This is a genomic window from Salmonella sp. SA15303 (assembly GCF_029962125.1).
GTDB classification, from domain to species: domain Bacteria; phylum Pseudomonadota; class Gammaproteobacteria; order Enterobacterales; family Enterobacteriaceae; genus Salmonella; species Salmonella enterica.
Genome location: NZ_CP123924.1, coordinates 1200345 through 1213920, shown reverse-complemented (window position 1 = coordinate 1213920; position 13576 = coordinate 1200345). Strand labels below are relative to the sequence as shown.

Annotated in this window: 4 protein-coding genes; 2 read left to right on the top strand and 2 right to left on the bottom strand. The window is 56.4% G+C overall.

From position 1 onward, the window contains the following. Positions 1 to 45 precede the first annotated feature (45 nt). Together QEN31_RS05860 and QEN31_RS05855 are read right to left on the bottom strand one after the other, a co-directional pair. Positions 46 to 336: an RnfH family protein gene (locus QEN31_RS05860; protein WP_001112990.1), complete on the bottom strand. Its 291-nt coding sequence runs from the start codon at positions 334 to 336 to the stop codon at positions 46 to 48. Continuing rightward, positions 326 to 763 carry a type II toxin-antitoxin system RatA family toxin gene (locus QEN31_RS05855; protein ID WP_001537508.1) on the bottom strand — a complete coding sequence of 146 codons (438 nt, stop codon included), beginning with the start codon at positions 761 to 763 and terminating at the stop codon, positions 326 to 328. Before QEN31_RS05855 ends, QEN31_RS05860 begins: the two co-directional genes overlap by 11 nt. 188 nt (positions 764 to 951) lie before the next feature. On the opposite strand from QEN31_RS05855, the gene smpB reads away from it, so the two are divergent. Together smpB and bapA are read left to right on the top strand one after the other, a co-directional pair. Then, a complete protein-coding gene (gene smpB / locus QEN31_RS05850) occupies positions 952 to 1434 on the top strand; it encodes an SsrA-binding protein SmpB (protein WP_001518569.1) in 483 nt (160 codons plus the stop codon). Positions 1435 to 2047: 613 nt separating this feature from the next. Beyond that, positions 2048 to 13522, top strand: coding sequence for a biofilm-associated protein BapA (gene bapA, locus QEN31_RS05845; protein WP_001237668.1), 11475 nt, complete (start codon positions 2048 to 2050; stop codon positions 13520 to 13522). Positions 13523 to 13576 lie beyond the last annotated feature (54 nt).

Here is a 13576-nt window from a genome sequence, read left to right as displayed (position 1 = left end):
AGGTGTGGTACGGCTTTCACACCGTTATCCGGCAAAAGAGGCTAATTATCTACCAGCCGATTTTTCGGCGCGCTGGCGGCGTAATGCTTTTGGATCGGCGATTAAGGGACGGTAAATTTCAACCCGATCGCCATCCTGCACCGTATCGGTGAGTTTTACCGGACGACTGTAGATACCTACTTTATTTTTCGCCAGATCGATATCCGTGCGCAATTCCAGCAAGCCGGAAGCGCGAATCGCCTCTTCGACCGTCGCGCCCTCCTCCAGCGTTACGCGCTGCAAATACTGCTTTTCCGGCAGCGCATAAGCCACTTCAACCACAAGTTTATCCGGCACGGTAAACCTCTTTGGCGCGAACCGTAAACGCCTGCACCATGTTGGACGCTAACTCTTTGAATATACGACCAAACGCCAGCTCAATGAGTTTATTGGTAAACTCAAAATCAAGCTGAAACTCAATACGGCACGCCTCGGGGCTGAGCGGGGTAAATTTCCAGCCGCCGATCAGCTTTTTAAAGGGGCCATCCACCAGATGCATCAGAATGCTCTGGTTACGCGTTAGCTGATTACGCGTCGTAAACGTCTTGCTGATACCCGCCTTCGACACGTCAACAGCCGCCGTCATCTGTGCTGGCGATGACTCCAGGACGCGACTACCAACACACCCAGGCAAAAACTGGGGATACGATTGCACGTCATTCACTAACTGATACATCTGTTCCGCACTGTAGGGGACTAAAGCAGTCCGACTAATCTGAGGCATAGCAATTCCCATCAACATAAATCGTGTAAATAATACCACTTATCAGCGAGTAAAAAAAATGCTGTCCCCAACCGTCATGCCTTAATTGTGCGTGCATAGCCCAACTCATGCTAAGATAGATTTTTGCACCTCATCAGGACGTAATGGGGTGTTTTCGATATCAGATTACCTATGAATTCACGACACTTATGACGAAGAAAAAAGCACATAAACCGGGCTCAGCCACCATCGCGCTGAATAAGCGCGCCCGGCACGAATACTTTATCGAAGAAGAGTTCGAGGCTGGTCTCGCCCTGCAAGGCTGGGAAGTAAAATCTCTGCGCGCAGGAAAAGCCAATATCGGCGACAGTTACGTTATCCTCAAAGATGGCGAGGCCTGGCTGTTTGGCGCAAACTTTACGCCGATGGCGGTCGCCTCGACACATGTTGTATGCGACCCAACCCGAACCCGCAAACTGTTGTTAAATCAGCGTGAGCTTGATTCGCTGTATGGCCGTATTAATCGTGAAGGTTATACTGTCGTCGCGCTTTCTCTGTACTGGAAAAATGCCTGGTGCAAAGTGAAGATCGGCGTGGCGAAAGGTAAAAAACAACATGATAAACGTTCCGATCTTAAAGAACGTGAGTGGCAACTGGATAAAGCACGCATTATGAAAAATGCAGGCCGATAATAGACATTTTTTGTGACCAGCTTCTCAGTATGAAGCTGGTCAATGTTCATATCTCATGCATGCCTCGAAAATATATTCTCTGTGTCTGACGCTTATCAATAGCAATAAATACCACAACAAGAATATATTCTTTGTTTAAAAATTTTTATAGTCTAATAACACAATACTTCAAATGATTTTTATAAAATTTAATATTGCTGAATACCTTCACAAAAAGTATTGTTTTTATGTTAAAAGAGAAAAAGAAGAAAAAATTAAAATTCATTATAAAACATAAAGATAAATAAAAAATTATCATGTATTGTTAGCCCACCCTACATCTCCTTAACACAAACTCCGTTATATTTCAGACGCACTAACACCTTTATCAATAGATCTTAATTTGCAGAAAGATTTTTTTCTGACTATATCATCTAATACGAAAGCACTAGTCAGGCACAAAAAACAAAGGGTTATTCGGCGAGAAAACCAGACCTCCACCTACGCTCATAAAAAAGAATATGGCTACGGAAATTCATCTCTCACGATGAACGGGAAGGCTCGTCTACGCATTTTGCCCTGAACGTTGTGCCCGTTAATTAATACACAGAGCAAATCCATCAGGAGCTGATTTATGCGTCTACTCGCCGTGGTTTCGAAATTGACTGGCGTCTCCACCACTGTGGAATCCTCAGCGGTCACTCTTAACGCCCCGTCAATTGTTAAATTATCAGTGGCCCGGGAGGAAATTAGTCAACTTACGCGCATTAATCAGGATCTGGTGGTGAGGCTCCATTCCGGCGAAACGATCACGATTAAAAACTTTTACGTTACCAACGATCTGGGCGCAAGCCAGTTAGTACTGGCGGAAAACGATGGCACGTTATGGTGGGTAGAAAATCCGCAAGCCGGGCTACATTTTGAACAAATCGCTGATATTAATGAGCTGCTGGTCACTTCTGGCGCTTCCCATGAAGCAGGCGGCGCCGTTTGGCCGTGGGTACTGGCTGGCGCGGTGGCGGCTGGCGGCATTGCCGCTATCGCGTCTTCCGGCGGCGGCGATTCCCACCATCATTCGGATGGCGATAATCCGCCCCCCGATAACACCAATCCTGACGGTAATCCCCCTGATAACAGCAATCCCGGCGGCAGTACCCCCAACGGCAATACTCCAGGTAGCAGTAATCCTGTAGATACTACCCCGCCTCTCGCTCCCGGCGAATTATTGATTTCAGCGGACGGAAAAACGGTAAGCGGGCAAGCCGAAGCGGGCAGTACCATTACCATCAAAGATCCCTCAGGCAACGTCGTTGGCGAGGGCAAAGCGGATAGCGACGGTAAATTTAGTATTGATCTGACAGCGCCACAGATTAGCGGCGAACAACTTACCGTGACCGCGACTGACGATGCCGGCAATACCGGCCCATCGGCAACCATTGATGCGCCCAACATTCCTCTCCCCGATACACCGGTTATCACCGCCGCTATCGATGATGCCGCTCCCCTCACCGGCACGCTGAGCAATAATCAGTTTACGAACGACAATACCCCCACTCTGGAGGGCACCGGCAGCGCAGGCACAGTCATCCATATTTACGCCAATGGTCAGGAAATAGGCTCAACAACGGTTGATACCAGCGGAAACTGGCATTTTGCCATTACCAGCGCGCTAGCGGATGGGGAAAATCATTTCACCGCCATTGCGACTAACGTGAAAGGCGAAAGTAGCGAATCAGCCCGCTTTACGCTGACTATCGACACACTCATCCCCGATGCCCCACGTGTTGAACTGATTGCCGATAACACCGGTTTGCTCACCGGGCCGCTACAGAATAATGACCGAACTGACGAGGCAAAACCGCTATTTTCCGGGCAGGGAGACGCAGGCAATACCATCACGATTAAAGAAGGTTCAACCGTTATCGGCAGCGCTACCGTAGACGAAAATGGACGCTGGACCTTTACGCCGACTACGCCGTTAAGCGATGGCGAACATACCTTTACCGTCGAACAAAGCGACAAAGCCGGAAACACGAGCCGCGTGACGACAACGCCTACTATCATTGTGGACACCACGCCGCCTGACGCCGCTATCATTGATAATGTTGCGAAAGACGGCACAACCGTTAGCGGCACCGCTGAAGCTGGCAGTACTGTGTCGATCTATGACCCGGCGGGAAATTACCTGGGCTCCACGATTACCGGAGAAAATAACCACTTCAGCATCACGCTGAATCCGGCTCAGACCCACGGCGAGCGTCTGGAAGCGCGTATTCAGGACGCCGTCGGTAACATCGGCCCCGCCACGGAGTTTACCGCTTCTGACTCACAGTATCCTGCCCAGCCGACTATCCTTACCGTGACGGATGACGCTGGCGCCGTTACCGGGCTGCTGAAAAATGGCGATGCCACAGATGATAACCGCCCAACCCTCAGCGGTACTGCTGAACCAGGCAGTACGATATCGATTAACGATAATGGCTTTCCTGTAGCGACCTTTCCGCCCATTGTCGCTGACGCTGACGGCAAATGGAGCTTTACCCCCTCGCTGGCGCTTGCCGATGGCGACCATGTCTTTACCGCTACCGCGACCAACGATCGCGGCACCAGCGGGCAGTCCGTCTCCTTTACCATTGATATCGACACGCAGCCGCCGGTGCTGGAAGGCCTGGCGGTTAGCGACGTCGGCGACAGACTCACCGGCACTACGGAAGCTGGCAGTACTGTGGTTATCAAAGACAGCCTGGGAAATACGCTCGGGAGTGGAACGGCAGGCGACGACGGTACCTTCTCAATAGGTATTAGCCCGGCGAAAATTAACGGCGAAACATTAAGCATTAGCGTTACCGATAAAGCCGCGAATAGCGGTCCGGTAGAAACGCTGAACGCGCCGGATAAAACTGCGCCTGCGGCACCGGACGGTCTTACCGTGGCGACCGACGGTCTGTCCGTAAGCGGTCAGGCGGAAGCCGGGGCAACGGTCACTATCCGCGACAGTAGCAACACCGTACTTGGCAGCGCCGTCGCTAATGGCAACGGACAATTTATCGTTCCGCTGAATACGGCGCAGACTAACGGCCAGGCACTTATCGCTACCGCCACCGATGTCGCGAAAAACGAAAGCGCCGCCGCGACGGTTATCGCGCCGGACAGTACCGCGCCGGAAATGCCGAAAAACGTGGTAATTAGTGAGGATGGCACCAGTATCAGCGGCACCGCCGAACCGGGTAGCGCCATCACGATCGCCACGCCGGACGGCAAGCCGCTTGGCAGCGGCAAAGCAGATGGCGAAGGCCATTTTACCCTTCCCCTCGTCCCCGCACAGACCAACGGCGAACAGGTTACCGTCACCGCCACCGACAGCGCCAACAACGTCAGCCCGCCAACCACAGCGCAAGCGCCCGATATCACCGCCCCGGATAAGCCCATTATCACTCAGGTACTGGACGATGTTGAAAGCTTCACCGGGCCGCTGGTTAACGGACAAACCACCAACGACAACCGTCCCACCCTTAGCGGTACGGCGGAGGCCGGCGCGCGTGTCGAAGTCTTTGATAACGGCTTTTCACTGGGACTCGCCACGCTACAGCCCAACGGTGCCTGGACGTTTACGCCGTCGCAAAATTTAGGTGAAGGCGCGCATCGACTGACCGTAATCGCAACCGACGCTAAAGGCAATGCCAGTCAGGCCGCGTCATTCGACCTGGTGGTCGATACGCAATCGCCGCAGCAACCGGTAATCACCTTCATTACAGATGATGCGCCGGGTATTCTCGGTAGCGTCGCGCATCTGGGGCTCACTAACGACAGCACGCCAACGATTAATGGTACAGGTGAACCGGGTTCCACAGTACACCTGTATCAGAATGGCGCCCGGATAGCAGATATTATCGTCGGTAATTCCGGCGTCTGGAGCTACGCTTACACCACGGCCTCGCCACTGGCGGACGACACCTACACCTTTACCGTGACGGCCAGCGACAGTAACGGCAACACCACGCCTTTTTCGACCGATTTTACGATTACCATTGATACCCAGGCCCCTGCCGCCCCCGGCGTTATCGGCGTAGCTGACGGCGACGGAAATACGATTGATACCAATCAGATTACCCAGGAATCCCAGCCCCGGTTGAGCGGTAGCGGCACCGCAGGCGACACAATCATCCTTTACGATAATGGCAATGCCATAGGTCAGGCGCTGGTCGGCACGGACGGGCGCTGGCAGTTTACGCCGCCTGCCGCGCTGGGCGACGGCGACCACCTTCTGACCGCTCGCGCCAACGATCCGGCGGGGAACGAAAGTCCCGAATCCATCAGCTTTACCCTACGCATCGATACCCAGGCGCCGGATGCGCCGCAGATCGTGTCAGCCGCCATCACCGGCGGAGAAGGCGAGGTGCTACTGGCAAACGGCAGTATTACCAATCAGCGTATGCCGACCCTCAGCGGCACCGGCGAACCCGGCACCATCATCACCCTGTACAATAACGGCGTAGAACTGGCTACCGTCCAGGTCAATCCACAGGGTAGCTGGACCTATCCGCTAACCCGTAATCTGAGCGAAGGGTTAAACATCCTGACGGCCACCGCCACGGATGCCGCAGGCAATAGTAGCCCGACCTCCGGCGTTTTCTCCGTTACCCTTGATACCCAGCCTCCAGCGCAGCCTGACGCGCCGCTAATCAGCGATAACGTCGCGCCGGTTATTGGCAACATCGGCAATAATGGCGCAACGAACGATACCACGCCGACCTTCAGCGGCACGGGAGAGATCGGCAGCACGATAATTCTCTACAATAATGGCAGTGAAATTGGTCGCACAACGGTAGGCGATAACGGTAGCTGGAACTTTACGCCTGCGGCACTGACGCCAGAAACCTATACCATTACCGTCACGGAAACCGATAGAGCGGGCAATATCAGTCCACCTTCCGCCTCAGTCACTTTTACGCTAGACACCACTGCGCCCGCCAATCCGGTTATCACTTTTGCCGAAGATAACGTCGGCGAAGTCCAGGATACTATTGTCAGCGGCGCAACCACTGACGACAATACACCGGTCATTCACGGCACTGGCGACATCGGCAGCATTATTACGCTCTATAATGGCAGCAGCGTTTTAGGCGTAGTCACCGTCGATGAGACCGGCACCTGGACGCTGCCGGTGACCAGCGCGTTGCCGGATGGCGTCTACACCCTGACTGCCATTGCCGCCGATGCCGCCGGAAACAGCAGCGGCGTATCGAACAGCTTTACCTTCACCGTCGACACCGTTCCGTTGCAGCCGCCCGTCGTCAATGAAATCCTTGACGATGTTGCACCAGTGACCGGGCCATTAACCGATGGCGCCTTTACTAACGATCGGACGCTGACTATTAACGGCAGCGGCGAAAACGGCAGCACCGTCACGATTTACGACAATGGCGTGGCAATAGGGACGGCGCTCGTCACCGACGGGGTCTGGACATTCAATACGCCCGAATTATCAGAAGCCAGCCATGCGCTAACCTTCAGCGCGACTGACGATGCTGGAAATACCACGGCGCAAACCCAGCCGATCACTATTACCGTGGATATCACCGCCCCGCCCGCGCCAACAGTCCAGACGGTGGATGACGATGGCACGCGCGTCGCCGGAATTGCCGACCCTTACGCTACCGTTGAAATTCATCATATCGATGGCACCCTGGTCGGCAGCGCTGTCGCTAATGGCACCGGTGAATTCGTCGTTACGCTCAGTCCGGCGCAAACCGATGGCGGTACGCTGACGGCAATTGCTATCGATCGCGCGGGGAATAACGGCCCGGCTACGAATTTTCCCGCTTCCGACAGCGGTCTGCCCGCCGTCCCGGCCATCACGGCGATTGAAGATGATGTCGGGAGCGTACAGGGGAATATTGCGGCGGGCGGCGCCACGGACGACACCACGCCGACGCTGCGCGGCACCACGGATATCGGCTCTACCGTTGAAGTTTTCATTGATGGCGATTCGGCAGGCTTTGCCACCGTTGACGCCAGCGGGAACTGGATCTTTGAGATCGCGACGCCATTAAGCGAAAGCACACATTACTTCACCGTCCAGGCAACCAATGCGAATGGCCCGGGCGGCCTGTCCGCACCGGTCGGGATCACTGTCGATCTTAGCGCGCCGGCGCAACCGGTTATTACCAGCGCAACGGATGATGTCCCCGGCATGACCGGTACGCTGGATAACGGCGCGCTCACCAATGATTCACGCCCGACGCTCAACGGAACGGGAGAAGCTGGCGCCACGATCCGCATTCTGGATAACGGCGTAGAAATCGGTTCCGCCACGGTAGATCAAAGCGGCAACTGGCGCTTCACCCCGAACGCGCCGCTGGAGAGCAACGCGCACATCTTTACCGCCGTAGCGACCGATCCCGCCGGCAATAGCGGCCAGCCTTCGGACGGCTTTACGCTGAACATTGACGCGCAGGCGCCAGATGTGCCGGTTATCACCTCCGTGATTGACGATAACAATCAACCGACCGTTCCGGTGTTACCGGGGCAATCCACCGACGATCGGCAGCCAATACTGAACGGAACTGGCGAACCTGGCGCGACAATCACCATTTTTGATAACGGTACGCCGCTTGGCACGGCTCAGGTAGGCGAAAACGGTAGCTGGACCTTCCCGGTGCCCCGCAATTTGTCAGAGGGAAGCCATAATCTGACGGTTAGCGCTACCGATCCGGCGGGCAATACCAGCGCGGTCTCCGCGCCGTGGACGATCGTGGTCGATATTACGCCTCCGGCGATCCCGGTTCTCACCTCCGTCGTGGATGACCAGCCCGGAATTACCGGCAACCTGGTTAGCGGGCAGCTAACGAACGATGCGACGCCCACCCTGAACGGGCGCGGAGAGGCAGGCGCGACGATTAATGTCTATCTTGACGGTAATCCCGCGTCCATCGGTACCACGACGGTGAATAGCGACGGCACGTGGAGTTTCACGCCGCAGACGCCGCTTGCAAACGGTAGCCACACGTTCACCCTTAGCGCCACCGATCCGGCGGGTAATAGCAGCGCGGTGTCCAGCGGATTTGTGCTGACGATTGACGCCACACCGCCCGCCGCGCCGGTTATCGCCAGCGTGGCAGACAATACGGCGCCGGTAACGGGCATCGTCCCCAACGGCGGCTCGACGAACGAAACCCGACCAACACTCTCGGGTACCGGTGAGGCGGGTACAACCATCTCGATTTATAATGGCAGCGCGCTGGTCGGCACGGCGCAAGTTCAGGCCAACGGTAGCTGGAGCTTTACACCGTCTACCTCGCTGGGCGCGGGCGTCTGGAACCTGACGGCGACAGCAACCGATGCGGCAGGCAATACCAGCGCCGCGTCCGAAATACGCTCGTTTACTATTGATACCACGGCTCCCGCCGCGCCTGTTATTGATACGGTCTACGACGGTACGGGCCCCATTACCGGCAATCTGAGTTCAGGACAGATCACAGACGAGGCGCGCCCTGTCATTAGCGGCACCCGTGAAACCAACACAACTATTCGTCTCTACGATAACGGCACGCTGCTGGCTGAAATTCCCGCCGACAATAGCAGTAGCTGGCGCTACACGCCCGACGCCTCGCTGGCGACGGGCAACCATGTAATTACCGTCATTGCCGTTGATGCCGCAGGCAACGCCAGCCCCGTTTCGGACAGCGTTAATTTCGTCGTCGATACTACGCCGCCGCTGACGCCGGTAATCACATCAGTCAGTGACGATCAGGCGCCAGGCCTCGGCACGATCGCGAACGGCCAAAATACCAACGATCCTACGCCAACCTTCAGCGGCACCGCAGAAGCCGGCGCCACGATCACGCTCTATGAAAATGGTACGGTCATTGGCACGACAACGGCTCAGCCTGACGGCGCGTGGAGCGTCTCCACCTCAACGCTGGCAAGCGGAACGCACGTCATCACCGCCGTCGCCACCGATGCCGCAGGAAACAGCAGCCCGAACAGTACGGCTTTCACCCTGACGGTCGATACCACCGCGCCGCAAACGCCAATCCTGACGTCCGTGGTGGATGACGTCGCGGGTGGGGTCACAGGAAATCTCGCTAATGGTCAGATAACCAATGATAACCGCCCCACGCTGAACGGCACTGCCGAAGCGGGCAGCGTGGTCAGTATCTATGATGGCGACACTCTGCTTGGCGTCACCTCGGCTAACGCGAGCGGCGCGTGGAGCTTCACGCCGACGACAGGGTTAAACGACGGCACGCGCACATTAACAGTGACCGCCACCGACCCGGCAGGCAACGTTAGCCCGGCCACCAGCGGTTTTACTATCGTGGTCGATACCCTTGCGCCAACGGTTCCGCTTATAACCAGCATCGTTGATGATGTCCCGAACAACACCGGTGCCATTGGCAATGGACAATCGACCAACGACACACAGCCGACGCTCAACGGTACTGCGGAAGCCAACAGCGCGGTAAGCATCTTCGATAATGGCGCGCTGGTCGCGACCGTGAACGCCAATGCCAGCGGCAACTGGAGCTGGACGCCAACCGCCGCGCTCGGCCAGGGAAGTCACGCCTATAGCGTTAGCGCCGCCGATGCGGCTGGCAACGTTAGCGCCGCTTCGCCATCGATAACGATTATCGTGGATACCATTGCGCCCGGCGCGCCCGGCAACCTGGTCATCAATGCTACCGGTAATCGCGTGACGGGCACCGCGGAAGCAGGCAGTACAGTGACGATTACCTCTGAGACTGGTGTGGTACTGGGAACCGCCACCGCCGACGGTACAGGCAGCTTCACCGCCACACTCACGCCCGCGCAGACCAATGGTCAGCCGCTACTGGCATTTGCCCAGGATAAAGCAGGCAACACAGGCATTGCCGCCGGATTTACCGCGCCCGATACGCGCGTGCCGGAAGCACCGATCATCACCAACGTAGTGGATGATGTGGGTATTTATACCGGCGCTATCGCCAACGGCCAGGTCACTAATGACGCACAACCCACATTGAATGGTACCGCTCAGGCGGGCGCCACGGTGAGCATTTATAACAACGGGGCGCTGCTCGGCACCACCACGGCGAACGCCAGCGGAAACTGGAGCTTTACCCCGACAGGCAATTTGACCGAAGGCAGCCACGCCTTCACCGCCACCGCGACTAACGCCAACGGTACAGGCAGCGTCTCCACCGCCGCGACGGTGATTGTCGATACGCTGGCGCCCGGTACGCCGTCAGGTACGCTCAGCGCCGATGGCGGTTCACTTTCCGGGCTGGCAGAGGCAAACAGCACCGTAACCGTCACGCTGACGGGGGGCGTGACGCTCACCACCACCGCTGGCAGCAACGGCGCATGGTCTCTCACCTTGCCGACAAAACAAATTGAAGGTCAACTCATTAACGTGACGGCGACTGACGCTGCGGGTAACGCCTCTGGCACGTTAGGCATTACCGCGCCGGTTCTGCCGCTGGCGGCAAGGGATAACATAACCAGTCTTGATCTGACCTCTACCGCCGTCACCAGCACGCAAAACTATTCGGATTACGGCCTGCTGCTGGTTGGCGCGCTTGGCAATGTCGCCTCGGTTTTGGGTAACGATACCGCTCAGGTTGAGTTCACCATTGCTGAAGGTGGTACGGGCGACGTCACCATCGATGCCGCCGCAACGGGAATCGTGCTTTCGCTGCTCAGTACTCAGGAGATTGTGGTACAGCGCTACGACACCAGCCTCGGCGCCTGGACGACGATCGTCAACACCGCCGTTGGCGACTTCGCGAATTTGCTTACCCTGACCGGGAGCGGCGTTACCCTGAACCTGAGCGGCCTGGGCGAAGGCCAGTACCGGGTACTCACTTATAACACCAGTCTGCTCGCTACCGGGTCATATACCAGCCTGGATGTCGATGTACACCAGACCAGCGCAGGTATTATTAGCGGGCCAACCATCAGTACCGGCAACGTCATGGCTGATGATACCGCGCCGACGGGCACCACGGTCACCGCCATCACCAACGCCAACGGCGTCAGTACGCCGGTCGGCGCGGGCGGCGTGGATATCCTGGGGCAATACGGCACGCTGCACATTAATCAGGATGGCAGTTACACCTACACGCTGACTAAGCCCACGGCGGGATACGGACATAAAGAGAGCTTCACCTACACCATCACCCAGAATGGCGTCGGTAGCAGCGCCGCGCAACTGGTTATTAATTTGGGTCCCGCGCCTGTACCGGGCAGCGTGATAGCGACAGACAATAACGCCTCGCTGGTCTTTGATACTCACGTTAGCTACGTCAACAACGGCCCCTCGACACAAAGCGGCGTCACGGTATTAAGCGTCGGACTTGGTAATGTACTGAACGCGAATCTGCTTGATGATATGACTAATCCGATCATCTTTAACGTTGAAGAAGGCGCTACGCGAACCATGACGTTACAGGGAACCGTCGGCGGCGTCTCACTGGTTTCCACGTTCGATCTGTACGTTTATCGCTTCAACGATGCCATTCAACAATATGAGCAGTTCCGGGTTCAAAAGGGCTGGATTAACACCCTGCTGTTAGCCGGACAGTCCCAGCCGCTGACCCTGACGTTGCCTGGCGGCGAATACTTGTTCGTGCTGAATACCGCCAGCGGCATTAGCGTCCTCACTGGCTATACGTTGGCGATTTCCCAGGACCACACCTATGCCGTTGACAGTATCACCGCCAACACCACCGGCAACGTACTGACCAATGATGTCGTCCCTACGGACGCCCTCCTCACTGAAGTAAACGGCGTGGCGATTGCGGCGACCGGCACAACGGAGGTAAACGGGCTGTATGGCTCGCTCATCATTGACGCAAGAGGCAACTATACCTACACGCTGAAGAACGGCGTCGGCGCCGACAGCATTAAAACGCCGGACAGCTTTATCTATACGGTCAAAGCGCCAAACGGCGATACCGATACGGCCTCGCTCAATATCACGCCAACCGCCAGGGCGCTGGATGCGATTAATGATGTCAGCGATACCCTCAGCGTCGCCACGCTTCAGGATACCGCTGCCTGGCTGGACTCCAGCGTCGGCAGCGCCAGTTGGGGGCTACTCGGCAAATCGGGCAGCGGGAGCGGCACCTTTGACGTTGCAACGGGCACCGTACTTAAAGGCGCGTCACTGGTTTTTGATGTCTCCACGCTCATTACGCTGGGCAATCTGAATATTAGCTGGGCCATTCAGGAGAACGGGACCGTCATACGCAACGGAACCGTTCCGGTGGCGAATATCACGCTGGGCAGCGCGACGGTGACCGTTAACCTGAGCGGCCTGGAGCTGGATGCCGGAACGTACACGCTTAACTTTACCGGCACCAATACCCTGGCCGGGGCGGCGACGATCACGCCACGCGTCATCGGCACCACCGTCGATCTGGATAATTTTGAAACGTCCGGAACGCATACCGTTCTCGGCAATATTTTTGACGGCAGCGACGCGGCGGGGGCGATGGATCAGCTTAATACGGTGAATACCCGCCTGAGCATTAGCGGGTATAACGGCAGCGCCGCCACGCTGGACGCCGCGGCGAATACCACCAGCGCCACGATTCAGGGACATTACGGCACATTGCAAATTAACCTTGATGGCGCTTACACCTACACCCTGAATAATGGCGTCGCGATGTCGTCCATCACCAGTAAAGAGGTCTTTACCTATCAACTGGATGACAAGATGGGTCATACGGATAGCGCCACATTGACCATTGATATGGCGCCACAAATCGTCAGTACCAACCAAAACGATGTTCTCATCGGCTCCGCCTATGGCGATACGCTGATTTACCACCTGTTAAACGGCGCGGACGCGACCGGCGGCAACGGCGTCGATCGCTGGCAAAACTTCTCTACCGCGCAGGGCGACAAGATCGATATCCACGAACTGCTGACCGGCTGGGATCACCAGGCGGCGACGCTGGGTAACTTTGTTCAGGTTCATACCAGCGGCGCCAATACGGTGATATCCGTCGATCGCGACGGCACCGGCAGCGCGTTTAAATCAACCGACCTTGTCACTCTGGAGAATGTGCAGCTCACGCTAAATGATCTGTTGCAGAACAACCACCTGATAACCAGCGGTTGATAAAAAAGCCCCGAACGCCACGACGTTCGGGGCAACAAGCGGTGATATTTAAAA

Bases quoted from the DNA above. Each gene is read 5' to 3' on its own strand.
- QEN31_RS05855 (WP_001537508.1), bottom strand. From the start codon at position 763: ATGCCTCAGATTAGTCGGACTGCTTTAGTCCCCTACAGTGCGGAACAG.
- smpB (WP_001518569.1), top strand. From the start codon at position 952: ATGACGAAGAAAAAAGCACATAAACCGGGCTCAGCCACCATCGCGCTG.
- bapA (WP_001237668.1), top strand. From the start codon at position 2,048: ATGCGTCTACTCGCCGTGGTTTCGAAATTGACTGGCGTCTCCACCACT.